Genomic DNA, 26,028 nt, shown 5'->3' on the forward strand with positions numbered 1-26,028 from the left:
CCTCCGGCAGCGAGCCGGCCGCTGGCGGCTGCGTTTACGGCAGCAGCCGGGTGCGGCGGATCCGCCGCCGGTGGCGCCGGGTCAGCAGCACTGCCACCGGCGCGGCGGCCAGGGTGACCGCCAGGGCCGCGGCGATCCCGGCGGGCAGCGTGGGCTCGGGGGCGGATCGGGCGACGGCCGGAGACGGCGGGGGAGTTGCCGGGGCCGGTGGCGCCGAGGCGGCGGCGGTGGCCGTACCGGTGGCGTCACTGCCGTCCGGGTCCACGAGCTTGCCCACTGAGGCGTCTCGCGGCAGGGAGAACCCCCAGTCCAACAAGGCGGCGCCTTGCTGCCAGCCGCGCAGGGGGCGGGATTCGGCACCGAGCAATGTCGCGACCAGCCGCCGACCGCCGCGCTCCGCCGCGCCCACGTAGCTGTGCCGGGCGAGTTGGGTGAAGCCGGTCTTGCCGCCGAGCACCCCCGGGTACGCGTAGATCAGGTCGTTCTCGTTCTGAATCTGGAAGCCACTGCGCTTCGGCTTCTTCTGCGCGGGGATCCGAGCCGACCGGGTCAGCGCGTACCGGCGGAACGCCGGGTCGGCGAAGCACACCCGAGCAATCAGCGCCAGGTCGTACGCGCTGGTGAATTGGCCGGGGCCGTCCAGTCCCGAGGCGGTGACCGCGTGCGTCTGGAAGGCGCCGAGCCGTTTCGCCTCGGCGTTCATGGCCGCGATGCCGGCCTTCAGCCCGCCCGCCCCACCGCCGAGGCGGGCCAGCGCGTTCGCCGCCTCGTTGCCGGAGTTGAGCAGCAGCCCGAGCCAGAGGGCGGAGACCGGGTACTTGCCGCCCTTGACGAGGCCCACGGCGGAGCTGCCCGGCTCTATGTCGAGGTCGCCCTGCGTGATGGTGGCCGTCCGACGCGGCTCGAGTTTGCCGATCATCGTGGCGGCGAGCAGCAGCTTCTGCACGCTGGCTGGGGTGCCGTACACGTGGGGTCCGCAGCCACCTAACACCTCGCCCGTGTCGAGGTCGGCGACCAGCCAGCTGGTTGCGGTCAGCGCTGGCGGCCGTCGAGTGCCGGCCGGGACCACCAGCCCGTCGGTCGCCATGGCATCGCCGCCGACCGCGCGTAACACCGGGTCGTTTTTCGGCGGGGTGGGCCGCGCGGGGCGGCCTGCGGGTGGCTGCACCTTCGGACGGGGGCACGGCACGACCGCTGGAGCGGATGCGGCTGCCGACGCCGCAGCGGGAAAGATTGGCGGGGCGAAAGAAGCGCCGCTGCCTAGGGTGAGCGCTGCCGCGACGGCCGCGGCGAGGCGACGGGCCCGGTCCATGCGATCGACCCTAACGAACGACTGGCCCGGCTCGGGCGAAGTCCGGTCCGTCCGTCCGGGGCCGGGCCGGCGATTGCGCGCAAATTGCGCGGCAGCAATTCGTCGGGGGCATGGCTCGATAATTGCCCGCCGTCGGCGATATTCTGTGAACTACGGCAGAACTGTTGCGCGCGGAGTCGATCGCGCGCCACACTGAGCGCGGTTCTCGCGAATTCTCTTCAGGAGTCGTTATGGCGCGGCAGGTAATCACCACCCTCATCGACGACATCGACGGAAAGCCAGCCGATCGGACAGTGGAGTTCAGCCTCGACGGCACGGCCTACACCATCGATCTGTCCGAGACCAATGCCGGCAAGCTTCGCAAGGCACTGGATCCGTTCATCACGGCCGGCACGCGAATCGGTCGGTCCGGAGCGGGTCGCGCGGTGGCACGGACAACGCCGGTGCGCACTGCCGGCAGTCGCGACGAAAATCGGCTGATCCGCGAGTGGGCGGCCGAGCACGGGCACCAGATCTCGGAACGCGGTCGTATCCCGCAGAGTGTCAGCAGCGCCTATCGGGCGGCGCACGGTCGCTGACCGCCGGCGGGGCCGTCCGCCGGAAATAGCGGTCCGCTGTCAAGGCATCGCAGATGGTGAATGCCGGGGCTCGTGCCCCGGCTTCGTGTTATCTGCGAATGCCGGACGACTCCCGCCCGCGCGGGCCCGGCGCACAGTTGACGACCGGAAAGGCCGGATCGGCCGGGGTCCTGCGCAGAAAGGCCAGGACTTCCGCGCGATTCGCTGCCGGTTCGGTGCTCAACATTCCCGCAGGCGCGGCAGCAGCTCCGCCACTTTTTCCAGCACCTTCTCGTCGCCGGCATACCAGCTCATCGCCCGCGGCCAGTGCGTCATCACGTCGGTGAATCCCAGCTCGGCCGCGCGGCCCACCGCATCCTCGAACGCTCCGACGCTGCTCAGCGAGTAAACCGGCGACGAGTCCAGATTGAGATAGCGGGCCACGGGCGCCCGACCGCTGCGCTCCAGAGCGGCGCCGAATCGGTCACTCGCCTCGCGAACGGACTGCCACCACGCTTGTTCGCTGTCCTGCGCCTGCGCGCCCGTCGTGACCCAGCCGTCGCCGTACTTCGCCGCCACCTTCAGGGCGCGTGGGCCGTTCGCGGCGACGATCAGCGGCGGCCGGGGCTGCTGGACCGGTCCCGGCAGGGTACGGGCGTCCACCGCACGGTAGTGCTCGCCCGCGTACGAGACGTGGTCCTCGGCGGTGAGGCGGCCGATCAACTCGACGAACTCGGTGAAGCGGTCCACCCGTTCGCGGGGCGTCAGCGGCGCCTGGCCCAGCACCTCGGCGTCGAAGCCGGTGCCGCCCGCACCCACACCCAGCAGCAGTCGGCCGTCCGAGACATCGTCGACGGCGAGCGCTTCACGGGCCAGGTGCACCGGGTGGCGGAAGTTCGGCGACGCGACGAACGTGCCCAGCTTGATCCGCTCGGTGACGGTGGCCGCGGCGGTGAGGGTCGCGATCGCGTCGAACCACGGACCGTCCACGAGATCCCGCCAGCCGAGGTGGTCGTACGTCCAGGCGTGGTCGAAGCCGAATTCCTCGGCCTGCCGCCAGCGGTGCCGTGCCGAGGCCCACCGCTGTTCCGGGAGGATCACGATGCCGATGCGCATCGGGGGACCGTACCGCAGCGGGTGATCAAGCCGTCCGCAAGCCGTCGCTGTCGCCGTCCGAGGCGGTCGTCGTCGCGGCGTCGTCGAAGGCGGCGAGTGCCCGCACGAGTTCGGCGCGGCGGGCCGGACTCATCCGTTCGAGGACCTCGGCGAGCGCCAGCCGGCGACGTTCCCGCAGCTCTTCGAGCAGCCGGTGGGCGGCCGGCGTGGGCAGCAGCCGGACCTCGCGACGGTCTCTGGGGTCCGGCACCCGGCGCAGCAGGCCGGTCGCCTCGAGCCGGTCGCAGAGCCGGCTGGCCGACGACGGCACCACATCCAGCGCCTCGGCCAGGCGGTTCATGTTGGTGTGCGCGTTGCGCGAGATGATCGTCAGGACGCGCAGCTGCGCGGGTGGGACTGCCGGCGATTGAGCCAGCCGGGCGCTTTCGAAAACGCCCAGCAACGACTCGACCGTCGACTCCACCGCCGCAGCCACGTCCGTCAGGCGTTCCATACCGGTCCCCTGTGCGCAGGTACTGGTGTGTGCAGCCCCACCGTACGGGGTCATCGCCGCCAGTCGAGGCAGACGGTGACCGCGTCGTCTTCGGGCTCCACCCCTCCGTGGTATTCGCGGAGGTTGCGCATCACGGTACCCACTGCCTCGGTGGCCGGCTGCAACCGCGTCCGGCGCAACGCGGTCAGCAGGGCGGATTCACCGTACGGGGACCGTCCGGCGGGCGTCGCGGCGTGCACTCCGTCGCTGACGACCAGCAGTCGGTCGGCCGGTTCGAGGGTGAAGCGCTGGATTTCGTAGCGGGTCTCGCCGAACATGCCGAGGGGGAGTTGCTGCTCGAGGGTGACGGGCTGGATTTCCCGGTCCCGGGCGATCACGGCCCGCGGCGAACCGGCGTCGACCGCTTCGACTCGACCGCCGACCAGGTCGATCTGCAACAGCAGGGTGGCAGCGTGCCCGGCACCACCGAAGCGTGCGTAGACGGCGTCGGAGGCGAGTTCGGCCTGCTCGACGATGTTGGCGCCGGCCCGGCGGGCGTTGCGCATCGCGTTGACCGCGACCGTGGTGAGCAGCGCCGCTTCGAGACCGTCGCCGTGCCCGTTGAGCACCGTCACGGTGAGCCGGTCGCCGGCCAGCGACCAGTCGTAGTGGTCGCCGAAGACCGCGTACGCCGGCTGGAGCTGGCCGGCGACCAGGAACCGGTCGTCGCCGAGCGAACGGCCGGGCAGCAGTTCCCATTGCAGTTCGGCGGCCATGGTGAGGCGCTCGCGGCGCTGCGCGCGCCGGTAGCGGTCGGTCGCCACGTCGGCAGCTCGCAGGGCGACGGCCAGTTCGTCGGCGACCCCCGAGAGTTCCTCGGTGAGGCTGGTTCCCGCGGGCAGGGGCGTCTCGACGACGAGGACGCCGAGCCGTTCGCCCCAGGCGCTCAGCGGCAGGTAGGCCCGGTTGGTGTCGGCTGCGATGTCGATCACCGGCCGCTGGCTGCCGAAGCACCGCTGGGCGAGGACGCCTCCAGTGGGGCCGTCCAGGTCGAGCACGGGCTTCAGAGCGGTGAGGTTCAGGTCGCCGAGGAGGACCTCCACCCGGCCGGCGGAGTACTGCCGCCGGAGATGCTCGGCCGCGACCTCGGGCAGCCGGTCCGGTGGTGCCGCTCGCAGCAACGCACCCAGGGGCGTCGGACGGTCGGACAAGGGACCCCACTTCCGTACGGGACGACGGCAATATTTGCTGTAGAGCAAGAATAATAGGGAACGCGTGCAGCCGTCCCGCGCGGGGCCGCGCGGCTGGGGTGGAACAGGTGGGAGCGGTTGTCTCAGCGCGCGGTGGCGAACGACTTCTCGAAGTGGATGAGGCTGCCGCTGCGGGGGGTGGACTGCATCCGGACGTTCTCGCTCAGCGCTTGGATGAGGAACAGGCCGCGGCCCCGGTCGCTGTCCGGCTCGGGCGCGTCGACCCCGCCCGCGACGAATCCGGTGCCGTTGTCGGCGACGTCGATCGCACAGCGATCCTCGGCGACGTCGAGGGTGACTTCGATGCTGTCCGCTCCCGCGGCATGGTTGACCACGTTGGCGCAGGCCTCGGTCAGCGCGATCTCCAGGTCCTGGCCGGCTTCGGAGTCCACCTGGAGCACCGACAGCGCACAGCGCAGCAGCTTTCGGACCGCCGGGACACTGCCGACCTCGCGGGGCAGGTTGAGGTGCACCGAAATACGCATACGATCCTTCTCCTCCCGCGTGCATCGCGTCCGACTCCCTGTGTTCCCGGTCAGCTGCCGGGCTAACCACACCTGGTGTGCGACGGCGATAGGGTCGGTGCATGATTCGGTTCGGCTACAAGGCATCGGCGGAACAGTTCGCCCCGCGGGAACTGCTGGGCTACGGCATCGAGGCGGAGCGGCAGGGCTTCGACTCGGTGTTCGTCAGTGATCACCTGCAGCCGTGGCGGCACGACGGCGGGCACGCTCCGGCCGCGTTGCCCTGGCTCGGCGCGTTGGCAACCAGCACCGAGCGGGTCCTGCTCGGCACGAGCGTCCTGACCCCGACGTTTCGCTATCACCCGGCCGTCATCGCTCAGGCGTTCGCCACGCTCGGCTGCCTCGCCCCCGGGCGGGTCATCCTCGGCGTGGGGTCCGGCGAGTCGCTCAACGAGGTGCCGCTCGGCCTGACCTGGCCCGAGGGCAAGGAGCGATTCGCCCGGCTCAAGGAGGCGGTCGCGCTCATCCGCAAGCTCTGGACCGAGGACCGGGTGACGTTCGAGGGAACGTACTACCGCACCGAGCTGGCCACCATCTACGACAAGCCGGAGCAGCCGGTGCCGATCTACATCGGTGCCTCCGGCCCGGCCGCCACCCGGCTGGCCGGCCGCGTCGCCGACGGCTTCATCACCACGAGCGGCAAGGGCCACGCGCTCTACACCGACACGTTGCTGCCAGCCGTACGCGAGGGTGCGGAGAAGGCGGGTCGCCCGCTCACCGACCTCGACCTGATGATCGAGGTCAAAGTCTCATTCGACCCGGACCTGGAGAAGGCCCGCAACGACACGCACTACTGGGGTGCGCTCGCCCTGTCGCCTGAGGAGAAGACCGGCGTCGAGGACCCGATCGAGATGCAACGTCGGGCGGATGCGCTGTCGGTGGACCGTACGGTGACGCGCTGGATCGTGTCTTCCGATCCGGCCGAGCACGCCGCGAAGGTCGCCGAGTACCTGGATATGGGTTTCCAGCATCTGGTGTTCCACGCGCCCGGCCCGGACCAGGACCGCTTCCTCAAGATCTACGGCGAGCAGGTGCTTCCGCGCCTGCGCAACCGCTAGACCTCGTCGCGCCGCTCGCCGCGGATCACCCGGGAATCGCGGCGGGTGCGGGGCGGCGGCGGCACGGAATGCCGCGCCGCCCGCCGGCCCTGTTCCGGCACGGCCACGGCGGGCGGCCGGGCAGCCGGGCGAGTCCGGCGGCGGCGGGCATACTCGATCGCCACCGTGCGCAGCACCAGCAGGGCACCGGGGAACAGGCGCCGCTGCCGGTCGCCGTGGATACGCGGGTAGCCGACCGTGGCGACTTCGACCACCTTCAACCCGCGGGTCGCCATCCGTACGGTGATCAGGGTTTCGATCTCGGGACCGTCGCCCCAGGCCCGGCGGCCGCGCTTGAGCCCGGGCACTTCCGGCCCCGGCAGGTCGAGCACGGGCAGTAACTCTCGCCAGTACGCGTTGTAGCTGCAGGTGAGGTCGGTGAACCGGGTGCCGAACATCAGGTTGGCGAGCCGGCTCACCATCGCGTGCCCGAGGCGCTCAGCCGCGCGGGCATCCCGGTGCTCGCCGCCATGGCGGAAACGGGAGCCGTGTGCGGCCTCGGCTCCGGAGAGCAGGGCATCGACGAACCGCAGGATCTCGCCCGGGTCGGCCGAGCCGTCGGCGTTGACGGTCACCACAATGTCGCCGGTGGCAGCGGCAAAACCGCAGGCCAGAGCGTTGCCTTTGCCCGAGCGGGTCTGCCGCACGACGATCACGTCGGGGCGCACTTCACGGGCCACGGCAACGGTGTCGTCGTCGGACCGGCCGTCCACGACGACGACCTCGTCGACGGGCGGCAGGTTCTCGAGCACGAGCGGCAGGTTGTCCTCTTCGTTGAGGGCGGGGATCACGACGGTCACACGCGGTGACGGTGCGCCGGTGGGCGGCGTCGGGCGTCGCGACGAGGGAGGCATGGGGGCTCCTCGGCGGCGGTGGGCAGGGGTCTCTGGGACGGATCACAACTTACCAACTGACTACGGTGCGTCAACCGGTCGCGGATCTCGGTATGGTGCTCAATGTCGGCCGGCGGAGGGAAGCGTTCGTGACATCGATCGAGGCGGTGGTCTTCGACCTGGACGGCGTCATCATCGACACCGAAGAGGTCTGGGAGGACGTACGCCGCGGCTACGTCGCCGAGCACGGGCGCCAGTTCCTCCCGGACAGTCAGACCCGGATGATGGGCATGAGCACCGGTGAGTGGTCACGGCACCTGAGCGACGACGTCGGTGTGCCCCGCAGCGCCGAGCAGGTGGCCGCCGACGTGCTGGGCCGGATGGCCGCGCGTTACCGCGACGCGCTGCCGCTGATCCCCGGCTCGGTGGACACCGTCCGGCGGCTCGCGGCGCATTTCCCGCTCGCGTTAGCCAGTTCGTCGGCCCGCATCCTCATCGACCAGGTGTTGGACACCGCGGGGTTGACGGACGCTTTCCGGGTCACGCTCTCCACCGAAGAGGTCGCCCGCGGCAAGCCGGCGCCGGACGTCTATCTGGCCGCCGCCGAACGTCTCGGCCTCGACCCGCGCGCCTGCGCCGCGGTCGAGGACTCCAGCAACGGACTGCGCGCCGCGGGTGCCGCCGGCCTCGCCGTCGTGGCGGTGCCGCACGGCGTCTACCCACCCGCCGCCGACGCGCTCGCCCTGGCCGCGCTGGTCGTGCACGACCTGGGCGAGCTGACCGTCGACGCGGTGCGCAAACTGCGCTGACCCGCTAGAGCAAGGTGCGCAAACTGCGCTGACCCGCTAGAGCACACTGCGCCGACCCGTCAGGGCAGCCGAAGTCCGCGGGGCGCCTGTCCGGTCAAGCCGTTCGTGGTCCGTGGCGCGGCCGTCGACGGACGCAGCACCGTCGACCCGACCATCGGCAACACCAGAGAGCTTTTCGCCAGGTCGACGGTCACGGTCGCCCCGGTGTCCGGCGCTTCGGTGAATTCCGGATCGCTCTGGGTCAGCACCAGGCCGAGGGTGTGCCCAGCCGCCAGCGTCGCGTCGTACGCCGCGATCGGCACGGTGATCGTGTACCACCGGCCCGGCACCAGCGGGGTCGTACGGCGCAGCGTCACGTGGTGGGCGGCGTCCTGCCAGCCGCGGGTGAGCACGGCGTGGTCGGTGGTCACCACCCGCTCCGCCACGTCGAAGTAACAGGCGTCGTCCGCCGCGGTCGACTCACCCCAGCAGGATTCGGTGGTCAAGGTTCGGACGCCTTCGCCGACGTCGTACTGCACCCGCGACGCGGGGCCGTAGTCCACCAGCTTGGCGGTGAGTTGGGTGGTGGGCCGGTCGACGCGGACCCGGAGCTGCACCGACGGCGTACCCGAGATGCGCAGCGGTGTGGTCAGCGGTCCGTAGCGCACGGCCACCCGCCCGGCGACCACCGTCCCCGGATTCGCCACGGCCGCTTCCTCGGACAACGACTCGTCGGTGTAGGAAACCAGGCCGGTGCCCAGGGGTGTCCTGATCGCGCGGGAGCCGGGCAGCGGCCAGTCCTTGGCGTCGGTGTAGACCCCGGGAGCGGTCTCGACCGAGGCGCGTGGCTCACGCTCGATGCCGTTGTCCAGACCGTAGAGGAAGTGGTCGAACCACCGGTGCAGGGTTTCCACCCACGGCCCGCGGCGCAGGTCGAACGGGTCGACGTGGCCGGTCTGGTGCAGCCAGATCTTGCGGGTCACGCCGGCGGCGGCCAGGTCGTCCCACCACCGTGCGAACTGGCCGGTGGCGACGTTCAGGTCGTTGACGCCGTGCACGACGAAGACGCTGGCATGCACGCGTCCCGCCGCGGGCCGGTAGTCGCGGGCCTGCCAGAACGCGTTGTAGTCGCCGGTGCTCTCGGCGCTGTCGGTGGACAGCGACTTGGTCACCGCCTCGCACGCGGCGAGCCGGTCACTCACGACGTTCTGCAGGTACGACGGGTAGTTGCGGCCGCGCAGGGAGCCGTTGACGCGCATGTAGTCGTACCAGCTGGAGATGGCGGAGATCGGCACGATGGTCTCCAGCCCCTCGACACCGGTGGCGGCTACGCCGTTGGCGACCGACCCGTCCCAGGACTTGCCGATCATGCCGACCCGGCCGGTGCTCCATGCCGTCGCCGACACCGGCGTCCCGTCCGCGGTGAAGGCGGGCACCCGCCCGTTGAGCCAGTCCACCACCGCCTTCGCGCCTGCCACCTCGTACGGCCCGCCGACGTCCGCACAGCCGGTGGAACGGTTCGTGCCGGTCAGGTCGACGCCTGCCCACGCGTACCCGCGGGGAACGAAGTAGTTGTCGTAGAAGAGCGGCGCCTTGGCGATCACGCCGTTGGCGTCGTATTCCTTGAGCTCGCTCTCGTTGCCGCGACCGCAGCACGCGTAGTAGGGCGAGCCGTCCATGATGATCGGCACTCGCACGCCGGGCGCGGTGCGGGGCCGGACGAGGTCGACTGCTACCCGGTCCCGGGTGCCGTCTTCGTCGGCGTCGTTCGGCGTCTGCACCCAGACGCTTTCCCGGATGGCATCGGCGTAGTCGTAGACGGGCGCGGTCGGGGGCGGGGTGCTGGGCGCGGCGCGCGCCGGCATCGGGGTCGCCAGCAGCACGAGAGCGGCGGCGAGGAGAGCTTTCAACATAGATAGCATTCGATCGCATGGCGACGCCCGCGGGGAAGGTGTGAAAAAGATTCGGCTCGGGTACGTCGCGTCCGACTCGCACGGGAGGTGCCCATGGGCGTGTTCGCGGCGGACGGCCCCGGACTCAGGCTCGATCTCGACGTCTTCGACTACCTCATCCTCGTCATCTACTTCGCCACGGTGCTCGGCGTCGGGTTCGCGGCCCGCCGGGCGATCCGTACCAGTGCCGATTTCTTCCTCTCTGGACGGTCGATGCCGGCCTGGGTCACCGGCCTGGCGTTCGTCTCGGCCAACCTCGGGGCGCTGGAGATCATCGGCATGGCCGCCAACGGCGCCCAGTACGGCCTGATGACCCTGCACTACTACTGGATCGGCGCCGTCCCGGCGATGGTCTTCCTCGGCATCGTGATGATGCCGTTCTACTACGGCTCGAAGGTCCGCAGCGTCCCGGAATTCCTGCGGCTGCGCTTCAACCGCCCGACCCACCTGCTCAACGCGGTCATCTTCGCCATCGCCCAGGTCCTCATCGCGGGCGTCAACCTGTACGCCCTCGCGCTGATCCTCGACGCGCTCCTCGGCTGGCCGCTCTGGGCGTCGATCGTCGTCGGCGCGGCGATCGTGCTGACCTACATCACCATCGGCGGGCTGTCGTCGGCCATCTACAACGAGGTGCTGCAGTTCTTCGTGATCATCGCGGGCCTGCTGCCGCTCACCATCGTCGGCCTGGTCAAGGTCGGCGGGATCGACGGCCTGTTCGCCGCCGTCCGGGACAGCAAGCTCGGCGATGCCGCCCTGCACACCTGGCAGGGCACGGGCGGGTCGGACAATCCGCTGGGCGCCGGCTGGATCGGCATCGTCTTCGGCCTCGGCTTCGTGCTCTCCTTCGGCTACTGGACGACGAACTTCGCCGAGGTGCAGCGGGCGCTCTCGGCGAAGGACATGAGCGCGGCCCGGCGTACGCCGATCATCGGGGCCTTCCCGAAGCTGTTCATCCCGATCATCACCGTGATTCCCGGCCTGATCGCCATCGTGACCGTCAAGGGCCTAGGCGCGTCGTCGGGTGACCTGACCTACAACAATTCGATCCCGCTGCTGATGCGCGACCTGCTGCCCAACGGCGTGCTCGGCGTCGCGGTGACCGGCCTGGTCGCCTCGTTCATGGCGGGCATGGCGGCCAACGTCAGCGGCTTCAACACGGTCTTCACCTACGACCTGTGGCAGGCCTACGTCCGCAAGGACCGGTCGGATGACTACTACCTGCGGGTCGGCCGGATCGCGACGATCGCGGGCATCATCATCAGCATCGGTACGGCGTTCATCGCCGCCGGCTACGACAACATCATGAACTACATCCAGGCGCTGTTCTCGCTGATCAACGCCCCGCTCTTCGCCACGTTCATCGTCGGCATGTTCTGGAAGCGGATGTCCGCCTGGGCCGGCTTCTGGTCCCTGCTGCTCGGCACCCTCGCCTCACTGACGCTCTACCTACTGCACCTGACCGACCTGGTCGCGTTCAACTCCGACCTCGAGGAGAGCTTCTGGGGCGCCGGCTTGGCCTTCGTCACCGCCGTCGTCGTGGCCGTCGCCGTGACCCTGGTCACTCCGCCCAAGGCGGAGAACGACCTGCGGGGTCTGGTCTACGGCCTGGCGGGCGACGCCACCTCCGGCACGGCGGTGCTCGCCGCCGACCGGGTGTGGTGGCGCAACCCGGCGCTGCTCGGTGGTATCGCCGTCGTCCTGGCCTTCGTGCTCTACATCCCGGTCTGGTGAAGGAGGACCCCCTGATGAGCGACGACCTCAAGAAGCGCTCCGCCGCGGCCCGCTTGTTCGACGTCCGCCGGGTGATCGGCGGCCTCTTTGTCGTGTACGGCCTCATCGTCGCCCTGCTCGGCCTCTTCGAGTCCGGCGCCGACCTCGACAAGGCGGCCGGGGTGCGGATCAACCTCTGGATGGGGCTGGCGATGCTGGCGCTGGGCGCACTCTTCCTGCTCTGGCAGTGGTGGCGCCCGGCCGAAACACCAACCGAAGCCCCGGCGGAGACTGAACGGCAACCGGGCCCGCCCGATTGATGGAGAAGCCGGTGCGGGTCGGGTGCAGGTGGGTTGCGCCCCAGCCATACCTTCCAAGACCGGCACACGCCTTCCGATACTCAGGGCATGGAACCCGTCGCCTCAGTTAGCCTCGCCAGCGGCGCGTCGCAACGCCCCGTTGGCTGGCAGATGCAGCTTCGTGTTGACTACGTCGTCAACAAGGTCATGCAGACGCATCGCGGTCTGTCCGAGGATGCCGTTGCCCAGGCCATCAACGATCAGCTCCGGACGGTCGGCGTCGTGCCGAACGGCCGGCAGATCGCCCAGTATGCAATGGCAATCAGTCAGTTGCCCCTACTCCCGCCCAACAACCACACCTGAAGGTCCGCCCGGTTCCCCGCCCCTGAATGATCAGCGGGCGGGGAATCGCAACACCCGGTCGTCGCCGTCGCGCACGTCGCCCCGTCCATCGGTGTTCGACGTGGTGACCCACAACGCGCCGTCCGGTGCCACCGCCACCGTGCGCAGCCGCCCGTACTTCTCGGTCAGCTCGGCCTTCGGCTTGCCCCCGCCCAGCGGTACGGTCCACAGCCGTTCCCCCCGCAGCCCCGCGACGTACGCGGTGTTTCCGGCGATCGCCACTCCCGATGGCGACGCCTCCTCGGTCGTCCAGGTCGCTACCGGGTTGACGAACCTGTCGTCGTTCGCGGTGCCCTCGACCTCGGGCCAGCCGTAGTTACGGCCGGGCTCGATCTTGTTGAGCTCGTCGAAGCGGTTCTGACCGAACTCGGCGGCGTACATCGTCTTGTCTGCGGTCCAGGCCAGCCCCTGCACGTTGCGGTGGCCCAGGCTCCAGACCGGCGAGCCCGCCTTCGGGTTGCCCGGTGCTGGCTTGCCCTCCGGGGTCAACCGCAGGATCTTGCCGTTCGCATCGTCCGGGTTCTGCGAGGTGGGTCGGTCGCTGGCGTCCCCGGTGCCGACGTAGAGCATCTTGTCCGGGCCGAACGCGATCCGGCCGCCGTTGTGGATGCCCGCCTTGTCGATGCCGTCGAAGACCGCCGTCGGGGCGGCGGAGCTGCCGAGCGTGAACCGGACGATCCGGTTGTCGGTGGCCGCGGTGAAGTACGCGTACACCAGCTTGGTCTTGGCGTAGTCCTCCGCGACCGCGAGGCCGAGCAGGCCGCCCTCGCCGCCGGCCGCGACGCCGGGGACTTTGTACACCTCGCGTGGTTCGCCCCCGCCTGCCGGGATGCGCATGATTCGGGCGGTGTCGCGCTCGGCGACCAGCGCATCGCCGCCCGGCAGGAAGGCGAGTCCCCACGGCGTGTCGAGGCCGGTTGCCATCGTCTCGGGCCGGGACAGGTCCGGCGTGCCGCGGCTCGCGGAGGGCGCGGGCGACGTGCCTCCAGCGGTGGTGGGAGCCGTCGCGGACGGCCCTGTGGTGGGCGACGCGCCGGGAGATTCACCTTCGTCTCCGGAGCAGGCTGTAAGCAAGACGACACTGGCCGTTGCAACGGCAATTCCCCAGCGTGCGGCGGAAGTCATCCCTTTACGGTGCCCGTGCGGCCTGAGAGAAAACTGAGAATTCACCCTTGCCAATGCTTGACAGTGCCCTGGCCTGCGGAGAAGGTCCACTCACGACCTTCCCAACCTGGAGGCCAACAGATGACATCAGCCCGCTGGGCGACCGCCTGCGCGCTCTCCCTGGTGACCGCGACCGCCGCGGCTCTGCCCGGGACCACGCCGGCCGCCGCGGCTCCCGCCGACGAACCCTTGCAGGTGTACGTCGGCACGCTCGACGGCACGCAGCTCGAACAGCTGCGCGCCGTGGGCATAGACCATGACGAGAGTGCAGTCACCGCCGCCGCCAACGGCAAAGTGGCCGTCGAAACCATCCTCGGCAAGGAGCAGGCCGAACGGCTCGTCGCCGCCGGCGTACCGCTCGCTGCCAAACGACTCACTGCGAAGATGCAGGCCCGGGCGAAGGCGGCCACCGTCTTCCGGCCGTACTCCGGGCCGGGCGGTCTGCGCGACGAGCTGACCGCCACGGCCGCGCGCTACCCGCGGCTCGCCAAGCTCGTGACGATCGGCAAGACCACCAAGGGCGTACCCATCCAGGCCGTCAAGGTGACCCGCGACGCGCGGACCGAGCGCGACGGACGCCGCCCGGCCGTGCTCTATCTGGGCGCCCAGCACGCTCGCGAGTGGATCACGCCGGAGATGAACCGACGGTTGCTGAACCACGTCCTGGACCAGTACACCAAGGACGCGACGATCAAGAAGGTGCTCGACACCACCGAGCTGTGGTTCGTGCCGGTCGCCAACCCGGACGGCTACGACTTCACCTTCACCGAGGGCAACCGGCTGTGGCGCAAGAACCTGCGCGACAACAACGGCGACGGCAAGATCACCCCGGGCGACGGTGTCGACCTCAACCGCAACTTCGCCGAGAAGTGGGGCTACGACAACGAGGGTTCGTCGCCCGACCCGGCCAGCGAGACCTACCGCGGCCCGAGCGCCGGTTCCGAGCCCGAGACCAAGGCGCTCGACGGCCTGGTCAACCGGATCGGCCCGGAGTTCCTGATCAACTACCACTCGGCCGCCGAGCTGCTGCTCTACGGCATCGGCTGGCAGGTCAGCACGCCCAGCCCCGACGACCAGATCGCCATCGCGATGGTCGGTGACGACGCCCACCCGGCCGTGCCCGGTTACGACCCGGACATCTCCGCCGAGCTCTACACCACCAACGGCGACACCGACTATCACGCCCAGGTACGCAGCGGCGCGATCGGCTTCACCCCGGAGATGAGCACCTGCGCGACCATCTCCGACCTCTACCCGGACGACCAGTGGAAGGCCGAAGACTGCCAGAGCGGTTTCAACTTCCCGGACGACGAGAAGCTGATCCAGGACGAGTTCCTGAAGAACCTGCCGTTCGCGCTGTCGGTCGCCCAGTCCGCCAAGGACCCGGCCAACCCGGTGTCGGTCGTCGGCCGCAGCACCACCGACCTGGCCGTCGACGCATTCGGCACCTCGTACGGCACCTCCCAGCAGGTCGCCGTCACGGCCCGCCGCGGCCTGCGTGCCGTGACGCTGCACTACTCGGTGAACGGCGGCCGCGAACGCACCGCCAGCACCGCCGAGTGGAAGGGCGGCGAGCGTTACGGCGACGCCCTCGACGACTACTTCGCGGAGCGCCGGGGCACCGTGCCGCGCGCCCGCTCCGGTGACAAGGTCAAGGTGTGGTTCACCGCCCGCAAGGGTGGCGCCACGGTCAAGTCCACGGACTTCACCTACACCGTCGCCGACAAGATCGGCGGCCAGGTGCTGGTGCTCGCCGCCGAGGACGTCACCGGCATCTCGCCCGCGAACACCGACGGCGCCACCAGCGCCCGATACGCGGACGAGCACGTCGCCGCGCTGCAGAAGGCCGGCTTCACGGCCGACGTCTACGACATGGACACCAACGGTCGGGCCGCGCCGCATCCGCTCGGTGTGCTGTCGCACTACAAGGCCGTCGTCTGGGAGACCGGCGACGACGTTATTCCGCGCGCGGCGGGGCAGCCGGCCGGCACGGTGGCCCGGTCGGCGCTGGAGACCGAACTGGCCGTCCGTGACTACCTGAACGAGGGCGGCAAGCTGCTGTTCTCGGGCCAGAACGCGGGTTACGCGCAAGGCACCGACGGCTCGTACCGCTACCTGCCAGACGGACCGGGGGAGTGCACCGACACCGCCAACCCGGCCTGCCTGCAGATCTTCAACGACTTCCAGCAGTACTGGCTGGGGGCGTACTCCTACGTCGACGGCGGCGGCACCGGCGCGGACGACGTCAACCTGCCGGTCACCGGCACCACGGGCGCCTTCCAGGGCTACACGGCCACGCCCGGCACCGGTCACACCGCGGCGTTCCTGTCCACGTCCAGCTTCCTGGACCCGAAGAAGTTCCCGCAGTTCGCGTCCTCAGCCGCCCCGCTCGACTGGAAGCTGCCCGGCGCCGCCCCGTACGAGCCGTACGACGGTGACTGGTACCTGTGGAGTGGGCAGTCGGACAGCTCGTACAAGCGGCTCACCAAGACCGTCGACCTGACCGCCGCGACCGCCGCCCGGCTGAAGTTCCGCACCTCGTTCGACATCGAGAACGAGTGGGACTTCATGTTCGTCGAGGCACACGAGGTGGGCACCGACACCTGGACGACGCTGCCGGACACCGGCGGGCTGACCACCACCGCGACCGGCGAAAGCTGCCAGTCCAACGTCGCCAGCCGTCTGCACCCGTTCCTCGCTCACTACCAGGGGCCGGCCCCCGAGTGCGCGCCGACCGGCACCACCGGCACCTGGAACGCCGCCACCGGTTCCAGCGGCGGCTGGAAGGAGTTCGACGCCGACCTGTCCGCGTACGCGGGCAAGAAGGTGGAGCTCTCCATCAGCTACATGTCCGACTGGAGCACCCAGGGTCTCGGCGTCTTCCTGGACGACGTCCGGGTCGAGACCGGGGGCAGCACCGACCGCACGTCCTTCGAGGCCGACCTTGGCGGCTGGACGGTGGCCGGCCCGCCACCCGGCTCCGGCGTCAACAGCGCGGACTGGACACGCAGCCAGCTCGCCTTCGACTCCGGCGCCGCGGTGACCACCACCGACAGCGTGTTCCTCGGCTTCGGCCTGGAAACCCTGTCGTCCGCCGACCGTGACGACCTGGTCAAGCGGGCGATGAAACACCTCAAGGTTCAGCCCTTCCGGGGTTAATCTCCCCTTTCGGTCGCTCGCGCCGCGCGCATCCTCTAGACAGGAGGCGCGCGGCGCGCTGCCGTGTAGGGCGGAGAGACATCGCGGTGCGTGCAACCCCCCGGCCGATCCTGGCCGCGTTCCTGGCTGTCCTCACCGCGGCGCTGACCGTGGCGAACCCCGCGCACGCCGACGCCCGGGCCCGCGCGCTGACCTGGAAACCCTGCATCGAGGACAAGACCGCCCAGTGCACGACCCTGCGGGTGCCGGCCGACCGCGCCGACCCGTACGGCCCGTCGCTGACCGTGGCCGTCGCCCGCCGCCTCGCCACCGACCCGAAGCGCCGGATCGGCACGCTGATGGTCAACCCCGGCGGCCCCGGCGGCTCCGGCGTCGACTTCGCCCTCGACAGCCCCTGGTTCTTCAGCGACGAGGTCCGCGAACGCTTCGACATCGTCGGCTTCGACCCGCGCGGCGTGGCCCGCAGCAGCCCGGTGAAATGCTCGACGACGCTGCTGGCTGCCGGACCGCCGGCGATGGTGGACAGCGCCGTCCGCTACAACCAGACCGTCGCCTACAACCGCAAGCTCGCCGCCGACTGTGCCCGCCGCTCCGGCGCCGTCTTCGGCAAGGCCGACACCCTGAGCGTCGTCGGCGACATGGAGGCCCTCCGGATCGCGCTCGGCGAGCGGACGATCAGCTTCTACGGCGCTTCGTACGGCACGCTGCTGGGCGCCCAGTACGCCGAACGCTATCCCGCCCGGGTCCGCGCCCTGGTCCTGGACAGCGTCATGGACCACAGCAACGACCTGGGCGGCTTCCTCGACTCCGAAACCAGGGCCGCGCAGGACTCGTTCAACGAGTTCGTCGCCTGGTGCGGCCGCAGCAAAGCCTGCGCCCTGCACGGCAGCAACGTCCGCACCGTCTGGGCCAAACTGATGGACCGCGCCCGCAAAGGCACCCTGCACGACCCGTACGACCCGTCCTACCGGATGAGCGTCTACGACCTGCTCGGCGTGGCGTTCGGCTCCTTCTACGATCCGCAGTGGCACGCGCTCGCCCACTACCTCAAGGAAGCATCCGGTCCGGTCGGCCGCCGCGCGATCGAGCCCGTCACCGAGGCGGAGCACAGCTTCCCCGCCGTCTTCTGCGACGACTGGTCGATGCGCGTTCGCGGCTGGACCGACCTGCGCGGCCGGCTCGCCACCCTGGCCCGCACCAACCCGCAGATGCCGGTGTCGCCGCTCGCCATGCTCTCGGTGGGCGGCTGCCTGGGCTGGCAGCTGTCCGTCGACAACGCCCAGCGCCCGCTGCCCCCGGCCCAGACCGGACCGGTGCTGCTCATCAACGCCCGACACGACCCGGCCACCCCGTACGCGTGGGCGCAGACGGTCGCCCGCCAGCTCGGCCCGAAAGCGACGCTGGTGACGTACGAGGGCTGGGGGCACACCGTCTACGGCCGTACGCCCTGCGCGACGAACCTGGTCGACCGCTACCTGCTGACGGTCAAGCCGCCCGCCGCGAACAGCTCCTGTCCCGGCGTCGAGCCCAAACCGGCCGGAGTGGGTAAGCGCCCCCGTAGCGTCTGGTAATCGGCGTGTCCCGGGTTGTGCCCGCCCGCCGGTGCCGGTAGGCAGAGAGGGTTCGTCCACTCTCACCATTGCTGCCGGAGGCACGATGCGGTTCAGTCTCGCGCTCGCCACCACCGCCACACTCGCTCTGACCAGCGTTCCGTTCGTTCCCGCCGGGGCAGCCGCCCACACCCGCGGCCACGACCCGGCACCCCACACCGCCACCGGCTTCGGCGGCGCGGTGTCCACCGTCGACCCCACGGCCACCGCGGTCGGCCTGAACGTGCTGCGTCGCGGCGGCAACGCGGTCGACGCCGCCATCGCCGCAGCCGCCACCCTCGGCGTCACCGAGCCGTTCTCCGCGGGCATCGGCGGCGGCGGCTTCTTCGTCCACTACGACGCGAAGAGCGGCAAGGTCAGCACGATCGACGGCCGCGAGTCCGGCCCGGCCACCATGACCGAGGACATCTTCATCGACCCGGCGGACGGTAAGCCGTACGACTTCGCCGAGGCCCGGGTCAGCGGCCTCTCGGTCGGCACCCCCGGCACCCTCGCTACCTGGGAAGCCGCCGCCGCCAAGTGGGGGACCAGGTCGCTGGGCAGCCTGCTGCGCCCGGCCGCCGACGTCGCCGACCAGGGCTTCGCGGTCGACCCCACCTTCCGCCAGCAGGTCGCCGACAACGCCGCCGCTTTCGGCCAGTTCGACTCCACCCGCGAGCTCTACCTCCCCGGCGGCGCCCCGCCCGCGGTCGGCACCACCTTGCGCAACCCCGACCTCGCGGACACCTACCGACTGATCGCCAAGCGCGGCACCGGCGTTTTCTACCGCGGCCCGATCGCCGCGGACATCGTCGACACCGTCCAGCACCCGCCCGTCGCCGACGACCCCACCGGTTGGGCGTACCCGATCCGCCCCGGCGACCTGCAGCTCGCCGACCTCGCCAACTACCAGGTCCGCCACCCGGCCCCGACCACCTCGCACTACCGCGGCCTCACCGTCCACGGCATGTCCCTGCCCTCCAGCGGCGGCACGGCTGTCGGCGAAGCCCTCAACATCCTCGAGAAGACCGACCTCTCGAAAGAAACACCGATCCAAGCCATGCATCGGTACGCCGAAGCCAGCGCGCTGTCCTTCGCCGACCGCAACCGCTACGTGGGGGCGTACACCTCGCAGTCGGTCCTCGACAAGCTGATCAGCGACGACTGGGCGACCCAGCGCGCCTGCCACATCGACCCGGCCAAGGCACTCACCAAGCCGGTCCCGCCCGGCGACCTCACCGCCACCGGCTGCACCCCGGCCAAGGCGGGCGGCCCGGTCGAGCAGGGTCAGAGCACCACCAACCTGACGGTCGCCGACCGCTGGGGCAACGTCGTCGAATACACCCTGACCATCGAGCAGACCGGCGGCAACGCCATGGTCGTCCCCGGCCGTGGCTTCCTGCTCAACAACGAGCTCACCGACTTCAACTTCGCCCCCACCCAGGGCACCGCCCCCGACCCCAACCTGCCCGGCCCGAACAAGCGCCCCCGCAGCTCGATGTCGCCGACCATCGTCCTCAAGGACGGCAAACCCTTCCTCGCCCTCGGCACCCCCGGCGGCGCGACCATCATCACCACCGTGCTGCAGGTGCTGATCAACCGCATCGACCTCGGCATGACCCTGCCCGAAGCGATGGCGGCGCCGCGCGCCTCCCAGCGGAACACCGCCGGCATCCAGGCCGAGCCCGCCTTCCGTGAGAAGTACGGCCCGGGACTCACCGCCCTCGGCCACACCTTCTCCGCCGACGTCGCCGAGCTCGGCGCGGCCACCGCGATCGAATTCACCCGCCACGGCGGCATGATCGCCTCCGCCGAACCGTCCCGCCGCGGCGGCGGCGCGGCAGCCGTGGTCCGGCCCCGCTACTAACCTGAACGCCTCGTCCGGCCTGCAACTGACCTAGACGCCTCGTCCGGACCCGCTACTGACCGAGACGCGGAAGGGCGGCCCCGGATTGCCGGGCCGCCCTTCCGCGTAGATCAAGCCAGCCGCTGGAGGCGATCCTGCACCGCCTGATCCACTTCTTCCCGGTAGTAGCCGCGCAGAACTATCTCGAACCGCACGTTCTGCAGCATCTCGCGCATTGCCGTCCTCCGTGCTGCATCGTCGGAGGCCAGCGCTTCGTCCGCTAGCTGAAGCACCGACTCCACCTGGGATTTGTCGTATCCCCGCAGGCAGAGCGAGAAAGATGCCGTCACGAGCCGATGGTATCGGCCACCCACCACCGCGATCTGCTCCCGCGATGGCTTGAACCAGGCTTCCTTGTTCCGGCACAGCCCTGACGTCCGCTGCTTCAGGGCAGGAGACCGGCGAGCAGCTTCTCCACGCGGGCGCGGACGTCGTCGCGGACCGCGCGCACCACCTCGATCGGTTGCCCGGCAGGGTCGGTGAGTTCCCAGTTCTCGTAACGCGTACTCGGGAAGTAGGGGCAGGCATCGCCGCAGCCCATGGTGATCACGACGTCGGAGGACTCGACGGCCGCGGGGTCGAGCAACCTGGGCTGCTGCCCGGTGATGTCGATGCCGACCTCGCGCATGGCATCCACCGCGGTCGGGTTGATCGCGGCGCCGGGCGCCGACCCGGCAGAGCGCACGTCGACCCGATCTCCGGCAAGGTGGCGTAGCCAACCGGCGGCCATCTGCGAGCGACCGGCGTTGTGGACACAAACGAACAGAACGCTAGGGGTGTGCGGCATGACGATGGCTCCGGGTTGACTCAGTTGACGACAGGGCTGCGGCGTTCGAGCCGGTTCACGTCGTCGGCCTCCAGCCGGCCGGGATACCACCACGCGATCGCGGCGACCGCGATCATCCCGCCAGCAATCTGTGCAGCGACGAAGCCGGGAACGGATGCGGGTGCGATCCCCGCGAAGGTGTCGGTGAACGCCCGACCGACCGTGACGGCCGGATTGGCGAAACTGGTGGACGAGGTGAACCAGTAAGCGGCACCGATGTACGCACCGACCGCGGCGGGAGCGGCACTCGCCCGCCCCGACCGGTCCAGCGCAGTGACCAGCAGAACCAGCCCAAACGTCGCAACGACTTCCGCCAGCCGCAGGTTGCCGCCGCTGCGGACGGTCGTCGACCACGAGACCGCCGGCGCGCCGAACATCAGGTCGGCCAGGACGGCGCCGCTGATCGCCCCGGCAGTCTGCGCGATCAGGTACGTGACCGGCCCGCGCAGCGCCGGACGTACGAACCACCACTCGACGGCGGTCACGACCGGGTTGAAGTGCGCCCCCGACACCGGGCCGAACATGAGGATGAGGGCACCGAGCGCGAGGCCGGTGGCGATCGCGTTCTCCAGCAGTTGCAGGCCCGGGTCGTGCGGGGAGAGCCGGGATGCGGCGATCCCCGAGCCGACGACGGCTGTCACGAGCAGTGCGGTGCCGGTGAACTCGGCCGAGGCCCGGCGGGCCAGGCTCATGCCTTCGCCCGTACGTCAGCGGGGTCCAGGAATTGCGACAGTGCGGCGAGCCGGGCCGCAACGATCCAGTAGTAGACCCAGGTTCCGCGCCGTTCGCAGTCGACCAGGCCAGCCTCTCGCAACTGGCGCAGATGGTAGGAGATCGTCGGCCCGGTCAGCTCGAACGCCTCGGTGATTTCACAGACGCAGACCTCGCCACCCTTGCGCGCGGCGATCAGCGACAGCACCCGCAGCCGTACGGGATCACTGAGCAGCTTGAACGTGCGGGCCAGCTCGGCCGCGCCGTCCGGGGTCAGTGCCTCAGCGACCATCGGCGCACAGCACGACTGGTCGGCGGTCGTCAGGGGAAGCTCTTGCCTAGACACGCATTTATGTTGACAGCTCTCTAGGTAGAGGGCAAGCTTCTGTCTAGAGAGTCATCTAGGCAAGGAGTTGTCATGTCCCGTGTCCAGCTCGCCCTACGCGTCGCCGACCTCGAAGGATCGGTCGCGTTCTACTCGAAGCTGTTCGACGCCGAACCGGCCAAGCGCCGCCCCGGCTACGCCAACTTCGCCATCGACCAGCCGCCCCTCAAGCTGGTCCTCATCGAAGGCGACACCGACCAGCCCACCGCCCTGGATCATCTCGGCGTCGAAGTCTTCAGCACCGATGAGGTCGCCGCGGCCACCCGTCGGCTCCAGGAGTCCGGTTTGGTCACCCTGTCGGAAGACGACACCGAGTGTTGCTACGCCCTGCAGGACAAGGTCTGGGTGCGTGGCCCCGGCAATGAACCCTGGGAGGTCTACGTCGTGAAGGGCGACGCCAACGACCTGGGGAAGCCTGTCGACAGTGTCTGCTGTGCTGCGTCTGCCGACTCGATCAAGGAGCGCGCGTAGGGCAATTGGCCCGTTGCCTCTAAGCCGCATCTCGTCAATGAAACCCTGGGACCGTCGAGCCGCGACCCGGGAGTCCTGCCGCGGCTAGGGTCCCGAGGCGTCCCGCTGGGATTCCGCGTTTGGGTGCGAAGACCACCCGGACGACTTCGATCACGGCTTGGCGGGCAGCGTCAAGCCGATCGACTGCAGCTCGTGCATCGACTCCACGCAATGCTGTGTCGAGAGCGAAGCAGTACTCACGCTCAGAGATGATGAGCAACAGTTTCCTAATCCGACGTGATCATCCGCTGAGCATCGCGCTGACCACCTAACACGATCTGCTGAATCGATGCTGATCAGCGCCACGAGTGAAGATCAATCTCGTTCGACGGGCATGAGCAAGGCGTGGATCGTTGACGACGGCCTGTGGGAGTTGATCGAGCCGCTACTGCCACCCTGGCCGGACAAGGTTCCAGGGCCACGGCCGGTGCCGGACCGCCTGTGTTTGCAGGGCATCTTGTTCGTGCTGCATACCGGAATCGGCTGGGAAGACCTGCCGCAAGAACTCGGTTTCGGCTCCGGGATGACCTGCTGGCGCCGGCTGCAGCGGCGGAGCGAGGCTGGCGTGTTCGACCAGATGCACCAGATTCTGCTTGCCAAGCTCAACGCGGCGACTGGGCGGTCAACCGAGCGACCGCGTCGTGCAGTTGCCCGGCGGTTGGGGCGGCCATCGAGGGGATGTCCGGTGCGATGGTCCGGCCGAGGTTGGTGAGGACCCGGCCGGGCCCGACTTCGACGAAAGCGCTGACCTCCTGGAGCATCAACTCATGGATGGTCTCGAGCCAGCGTACCGGCGAACACAGCTGACCTCGCAGGGCGCGCGCAGCAGCCTCCGCGTCCAGCAGCGGACGCGCGGTGACCGACGACAGAACCGGAACCTTCGGCGTGCCGAACACCACATCGTCCAGCACCGCAGCGAATTCTTGTTCGATGTCACGCATCAGGGAGCAGTGGAAGGGCGCCGAGACCTTCAGCGGGACCACGTCGGCACCGAGCTCGCGCGCGGCGGCCGTCGCCGCGGCGAGGCCGGCCTCGGTACCCGAGACCACGGTCTGTTGCTCGGAGTTGTAGTTGGCGATCTCGATGGTGTGGCCGGTTGTACTCGCCGAGTTGATGCACAGTTCCTGCACTCGCGCGCCGTCGATGCCGAGGATCGCCGCCATACCACCTGCCACGGTGTCGCCGACTCTTGCCATCAGCTGCCCTCGGCGACGCACCAATCGCAATGCTGCGGTCCACTCCAGTACGCCGGCCGCGACCAGTGCCGTGTACTCGCCCAGACTGTGCCCCGCCACGATGGCCGGCTCCAGTCCGCGCTCCCTCAGCTGGGCGAGCGCTATCAAGCTGGTGAGCAGAATGGCGGGCTGAGCTATGGCGGTGTCGCGTAGCTCGCTGGGCGTTCCGTCCAGGCACAGTCGGCTAAGCGGCATGTCGAGGATCTCATCCGCCGTGTGGAGATAGTGGGCGTGAACTGAGTCCTGCGTCAGGGCCGCGGCCATCGCCCCGATCTGTGAACCCTGCCCCGGAAAAACGGCGGCGACGCGGTGCGCGAGCATGTCACTCCTCGTGTCAGACCGGCGGGGTGCCGGGAATTGTGGAAGGGCAACGAATGGAAGAGCAGTCGGCGGCACAAGACCACGGGGGAACCATCCGGGGCGACGCACGCAGGACCATCGCGGTAGCCACCCCGCTGTACCTGTCGATGATCGCCCTGTCGATCGGCGCGCTCGTGAACACGGCGGTGCTCGGGCGGTTCGGGACGGCCGATCTGGCGGCCTTCGCCCTCGTCGGTGCCGTCTACATCCCTGCCAACGCCGCCGTTTCGGGCGCTGTTCGCGGAGTGATGCCGTTCGTGTCCGCCTCGGCCGGTAACCCTTCCCGTGTGATGCAGGTGGTTCGTGACGGCACCTGGTTGGCGATCCTGGTGGGTCTTCTGGGGGCCACGTCGGTTGCCGGTGTCGGCCGCCTTGCCCGGTTCGCCGGCGTACCCGCGGTGACTATTGACCGGCTCGGATACTACCCGTGGATGATGGCCGGCGCCGTGCTGCTGGCGTCGATCGGTTCGATGGCGTCGTCCAGCCTGGTGGGTCTCGGTCGGAACGCGGTCGTGATGCGAGTCGGCATCGTCTCCGCCGCGGCGACCGCCGGTGTCGCGCTGGTGCTGGTCAACGGTCTGGGCCCAGTGCCGGCGATGGGCCTGACCGGATCCGGCCTGGCGGTGGTGGCTGCCAATGCGATTACCTGCTTGTCCAGCCTCGTCGGGCTGAGCAGAAGTCTGTCCACCTCCTTGCGGTCTTTCGCCGGACGGCTGGACCTCGGTCGAGTGGTGGAGCTCGCCAAGGTAGGGGTTCCCATGGCGGGTACCGTCCTCGTCAAGTTCGGCGTGCTCGGAGTCCTCGCCTTCGCGGCGGCCCGGATCAGTGCCCCGGCCGCCGCCGCGCACAGCATCGCGACGTCCCTTGGCGGGCTCACCTTCATCGTGGCGATCGCCGTGGGCCAGGCAGGAATTCCACTCATCAGCGGCCGGGCGGCGACCGGCGATACGGCTGGAGTGCGTAGTGCCGTGCGATCCGGTCTTCTGGTCTCCGGCATCGCCCTCAGTGTTCTCTGCGCCCTGTTGTGGGTCCTGTCCCCGGTCTATCTGCCGTCGTTCACCGACGATCCCGCGGTGATCTCGATCATGATGGGGCTGCTGCCTGTCGTCGCCCTCTCCATCCTCGGTGACGGCCTCCAGGCGGTCGTCGGTTTCGGTCTGACCGGTCTCAAACGCACCGTGCCGAGTTTCATGGTCTTCGCCGCTCTGTACGGCCTGCTCGCTCTGGTGGCGGTTCCGCTGGCCGCCGCCGCGGGCGTCATCGGTCTCTGGGCAGCGCTGGCCGTTGTCAACTTGCTGGTCTTTCTCGGGCAGGGAGCGGCCTTCCTGAGGGTCATCGAAGGGCTGCGGCATCATCCGCGGTGAAGGATCCGCCACCGAATCGGTGTCCCGCTCACCTTCCGTGTACGGCAAGGGCGAGTCGGCCGTCCGGTGCCGGAACGACCGGTGTGCTGTCCCGCGACACGAGGAATTCCGGCCGGTTCGGCTGCACGGGTGCGTTGTCGACCCTGTTGTACGTGATGAGCAGCAGTGCGCGACGATCGTCGGACAGGTTGTTCGACGACGAGTGAACAATGCTGGGGTGAAACGCGGTGATCGTTCCCGCCGGGCCGACCATAGGGGTCTTACCGGCGTCGGCAACCAGCTTGGACACCTGTTCGTCGCCGACGGTGTACGTGAGAGTCGTCGATACGTGTTCGCGCCAGTCCTTCCCGCGGTGCTGCTCGGCCTCCGGTAGGTCGACGATGCCCTGGACGTGTGAGCCCGGCACCACCAGCAGGGGGCCGTTGTCGTGGTGCACGTCATCGAGTGAGATGGCGATATTCACGGCGTCGGGGACTGGAATCCGCGCGAGCACTATGCGCTGACCGT

The 26,028-nt window shown here is 69.6% G+C and carries 25 protein-coding genes and 1 pseudogene; 12 read left to right on the forward strand and 14 right to left on the reverse strand.

The annotated features are described in order from the left end of the window. Positions 1 to 34: 34 nt before the first annotated feature. Complete coding sequence (locus ACIA1L_RS03715) at positions 35 to 1,312, reverse strand: D-alanyl-D-alanine carboxypeptidase family protein (RefSeq protein WP_396070923.1); 1,278 nt, start codon at positions 1,310 to 1,312, stop codon at positions 35 to 37. 230 nt (positions 1,313 to 1,542) lie between these two features. On the opposite strand from ACIA1L_RS03715, the gene ACIA1L_RS03720 reads away from it, so the two are divergent. Further along, the gene (locus ACIA1L_RS03720; protein WP_396071003.1) at positions 1,543 to 1,890 is read left to right on the forward strand and encodes an Lsr2 family protein; all 348 of its coding nucleotides are present in this window, start codon (positions 1,543 to 1,545) and stop codon (positions 1,888 to 1,890) included. 219 nt (positions 1,891 to 2,109) lie between these two features. Here the strand turns inward: ACIA1L_RS03720 and ACIA1L_RS03725 are convergent, their stop codons facing one another. The 4 genes from ACIA1L_RS03725 to ACIA1L_RS03740 all read right to left on the reverse strand — a co-directional run bounded on the left by ACIA1L_RS03725 (position 2,110) and on the right by ACIA1L_RS03740 (position 5,192). Next, positions 2,110 to 2,985 carry an LLM class flavin-dependent oxidoreductase gene (locus tag ACIA1L_RS03725; protein ID WP_396070924.1) on the reverse strand — a complete coding sequence of 292 codons (876 nt, stop codon included), beginning with the start codon at positions 2,983 to 2,985 and terminating at the stop codon, positions 2,110 to 2,112. Positions 2,986 to 3,010: 25 nt separating this feature from the next. Continuing rightward, the gene (locus tag ACIA1L_RS03730) at positions 3,011 to 3,478 is read right to left on the reverse strand and encodes a MarR family winged helix-turn-helix transcriptional regulator (RefSeq protein WP_396070925.1); all 468 of its coding nucleotides are present in this window, start codon (positions 3,476 to 3,478) and stop codon (positions 3,011 to 3,013) included. A 50-nt stretch (positions 3,479 to 3,528) separates the two neighbouring features. Then, positions 3,529 to 4,668 carry a PP2C family protein-serine/threonine phosphatase gene (locus ACIA1L_RS03735; protein ID WP_396070926.1) on the reverse strand — a complete coding sequence of 380 codons (1,140 nt, stop codon included), beginning with the start codon at positions 4,666 to 4,668 and terminating at the stop codon, positions 3,529 to 3,531. A gap of 122 nt (positions 4,669 to 4,790) precedes the next feature. After that, positions 4,791 to 5,192 carry an ATP-binding protein gene (locus tag ACIA1L_RS03740; RefSeq protein ID WP_396070927.1) on the reverse strand — a complete coding sequence of 134 codons (402 nt, stop codon included), beginning with the start codon at positions 5,190 to 5,192 and terminating at the stop codon, positions 4,791 to 4,793. Between the two features lie 101 nt (positions 5,193 to 5,293). Here ACIA1L_RS03740 and fgd point away from each other — a divergent pair, with 101 nt between their 5' ends. Next, positions 5,294 to 6,289, forward strand: a complete 996-nt coding sequence (gene fgd, locus ACIA1L_RS03745; protein WP_396070928.1) for a glucose-6-phosphate dehydrogenase (coenzyme-F420) — start codon at positions 5,294 to 5,296, stop codon at positions 6,287 to 6,289. On the opposite strand, the gene ACIA1L_RS03750 is transcribed toward fgd, so the two are convergent. After that, positions 6,286 to 7,128 carry a glycosyltransferase family 2 protein gene (locus ACIA1L_RS03750; RefSeq protein ID WP_396070929.1) on the reverse strand — a complete coding sequence of 281 codons (843 nt, stop codon included), beginning with the start codon at positions 7,126 to 7,128 and terminating at the stop codon, positions 6,286 to 6,288. The two genes, fgd and ACIA1L_RS03750, sit on opposite strands and share 4 nt — an antisense overlap. Positions 7,129 to 7,274: 146 nt before the next feature. On the opposite strand from ACIA1L_RS03750, the gene ACIA1L_RS03755 reads away from it, so the two are divergent. Continuing rightward, entirely contained in the window at positions 7,275 to 7,970 is a 696-nt protein-coding gene (locus ACIA1L_RS03755; RefSeq protein WP_396070930.1) for an HAD family hydrolase, read from the forward strand. Between the two features lie 59 nt (positions 7,971 to 8,029). Here the strand turns inward: ACIA1L_RS03755 and ACIA1L_RS03760 are convergent, their stop codons facing one another. Then, positions 8,030 to 9,862 (reverse strand): Xaa-Pro dipeptidyl-peptidase, encoded by a 1,833-nt coding sequence (locus tag ACIA1L_RS03760; protein ID WP_396070931.1) that lies wholly within the window; start codon positions 9,860 to 9,862, stop codon positions 8,030 to 8,032. A 93-nt stretch (positions 9,863 to 9,955) separates the two neighbouring features. On the opposite strand from ACIA1L_RS03760, the gene ACIA1L_RS03765 reads away from it, so the two are divergent. The 3 genes from ACIA1L_RS03765 (at position 9,956) to ACIA1L_RS03775 (ending at position 12,273) form a co-directional block, all read left to right on the forward strand. Beyond that, positions 9,956 to 11,632, forward strand: a complete 1,677-nt coding sequence (locus ACIA1L_RS03765) for a sodium:solute symporter family protein (protein WP_396070932.1) — start codon at positions 9,956 to 9,958, stop codon at positions 11,630 to 11,632. Positions 11,633 to 11,646: 14 nt separating this feature from the next. After that, complete coding sequence (locus ACIA1L_RS03770; RefSeq protein WP_396070933.1) at positions 11,647 to 11,931, forward strand: hypothetical protein; 285 nt, start codon at positions 11,647 to 11,649, stop codon at positions 11,929 to 11,931. An 87-nt stretch (positions 11,932 to 12,018) separates the two neighbouring features. Further along, complete coding sequence (locus ACIA1L_RS03775) at positions 12,019 to 12,273, forward strand: hypothetical protein (RefSeq protein WP_396070934.1); 255 nt, start codon at positions 12,019 to 12,021, stop codon at positions 12,271 to 12,273. A 30-nt stretch (positions 12,274 to 12,303) separates the two neighbouring features. On the opposite strand, the gene ACIA1L_RS03780 is transcribed toward ACIA1L_RS03775, so the two are convergent. Next, complete coding sequence (locus ACIA1L_RS03780; protein WP_396070935.1) at positions 12,304 to 13,437, reverse strand: PQQ-dependent sugar dehydrogenase; 1,134 nt, start codon at positions 13,435 to 13,437, stop codon at positions 12,304 to 12,306. 120 nt (positions 13,438 to 13,557) lie between these two features. Between ACIA1L_RS03780 and ACIA1L_RS03785 the strand changes: the two genes are divergently transcribed. The 3 genes from ACIA1L_RS03785 (at position 13,558) to ggt (ending at position 20,091) form a co-directional block, all read left to right on the forward strand. Continuing rightward, complete coding sequence (locus ACIA1L_RS03785) at positions 13,558 to 16,635, forward strand: M14 family zinc carboxypeptidase (protein ID WP_396070936.1); 3,078 nt, start codon at positions 13,558 to 13,560, stop codon at positions 16,633 to 16,635. Positions 16,636 to 16,721: 86 nt separating this feature from the next. After that, positions 16,722 to 18,206 (forward strand): alpha/beta hydrolase, encoded by a 1,485-nt coding sequence (locus tag ACIA1L_RS03790; protein WP_396070937.1) that lies wholly within the window; start codon positions 16,722 to 16,724, stop codon positions 18,204 to 18,206. Positions 18,207 to 18,291: 85 nt separating this feature from the next. Next, positions 18,292 to 20,091 carry a gamma-glutamyltransferase gene (ggt, locus tag ACIA1L_RS03795; protein ID WP_396070938.1) on the forward strand — a complete coding sequence of 600 codons (1,800 nt, stop codon included), beginning with the start codon at positions 18,292 to 18,294 and terminating at the stop codon, positions 20,089 to 20,091. A 110-nt stretch (positions 20,092 to 20,201) separates the two neighbouring features. On the opposite strand, the gene ACIA1L_RS03800 is transcribed toward ggt, so the two are convergent. The 4 genes from ACIA1L_RS03800 to ACIA1L_RS03815 all read right to left on the reverse strand — a co-directional run bounded on the left by ACIA1L_RS03800 (position 20,202) and on the right by ACIA1L_RS03815 (position 22,013). Then, the gene (locus tag ACIA1L_RS03800; RefSeq protein ID WP_396070939.1) at positions 20,202 to 20,420 is read right to left on the reverse strand and encodes a hypothetical protein; all 219 of its coding nucleotides are present in this window, start codon (positions 20,418 to 20,420) and stop codon (positions 20,202 to 20,204) included. A gap of 95 nt (positions 20,421 to 20,515) precedes the next feature. After that, the gene (locus ACIA1L_RS03805) at positions 20,516 to 20,917 is read right to left on the reverse strand and encodes an arsenate reductase ArsC (protein WP_396070940.1); all 402 of its coding nucleotides are present in this window, start codon (positions 20,915 to 20,917) and stop codon (positions 20,516 to 20,518) included. A gap of 20 nt (positions 20,918 to 20,937) precedes the next feature. After that, a complete protein-coding gene (locus tag ACIA1L_RS03810) occupies positions 20,938 to 21,648 on the reverse strand; it encodes an aquaporin (protein ID WP_396070941.1) in 711 nt (236 codons plus the stop codon). Then, positions 21,645 to 22,013 (reverse strand): ArsR/SmtB family transcription factor, encoded by a 369-nt coding sequence (locus ACIA1L_RS03815; RefSeq protein WP_396070942.1) that lies wholly within the window; start codon positions 22,011 to 22,013, stop codon positions 21,645 to 21,647. The genes ACIA1L_RS03810 and ACIA1L_RS03815 overlap by 4 nt, the downstream gene beginning before the upstream one ends. A 72-nt stretch (positions 22,014 to 22,085) precedes the next feature. Here ACIA1L_RS03815 and ACIA1L_RS03820 point away from each other — a divergent pair, with 72 nt between their 5' ends. After that, entirely contained in the window at positions 22,086 to 22,523 is a 438-nt protein-coding gene (locus tag ACIA1L_RS03820) for an ArsI/CadI family heavy metal resistance metalloenzyme (protein ID WP_396070943.1), read from the forward strand. Positions 22,524 to 22,896: 373 nt separating this feature from the next. Further along, positions 22,897 to 23,175: pseudogene (locus ACIA1L_RS03825) on the forward strand (transposase); the annotation flags it as partial. Here ACIA1L_RS03825 and fabD read toward each other — a convergent pair. Next, positions 23,165 to 24,118, reverse strand: coding sequence for an ACP S-malonyltransferase (gene fabD, locus ACIA1L_RS03830; RefSeq protein WP_396070944.1), 954 nt, complete (start codon positions 24,116 to 24,118; stop codon positions 23,165 to 23,167). The pseudogene ACIA1L_RS03825 and the gene fabD sit on opposite strands and share 11 nt — an antisense overlap. A 53-nt stretch (positions 24,119 to 24,171) precedes the next feature. Between fabD and ACIA1L_RS03835 the strand changes: the two genes are divergently transcribed. Beyond that, on the forward strand, positions 24,172 to 25,521 hold the full coding sequence (locus ACIA1L_RS03835; protein ID WP_396070945.1) for an MATE family efflux transporter: 1,350 nt from the start codon (positions 24,172 to 24,174) through the stop codon (positions 25,519 to 25,521). Positions 25,522 to 25,549: 28 nt separating this feature from the next. Here the strand turns inward: ACIA1L_RS03835 and ACIA1L_RS03840 are convergent, their stop codons facing one another. Continuing rightward, positions 25,550 to 25,984 carry a phytanoyl-CoA dioxygenase family protein gene (locus ACIA1L_RS03840; protein WP_396070946.1) on the reverse strand — a complete coding sequence of 145 codons (435 nt, stop codon included), beginning with the start codon at positions 25,982 to 25,984 and terminating at the stop codon, positions 25,550 to 25,552. Positions 25,985 to 26,028: the final 44 nt, after the last annotated feature.

This window comes from Actinoplanes sp. NPDC051859, assembly GCF_044452725.1.
Lineage (GTDB): Bacteria > Actinomycetota > Actinomycetes > Mycobacteriales > Micromonosporaceae > Actinoplanes.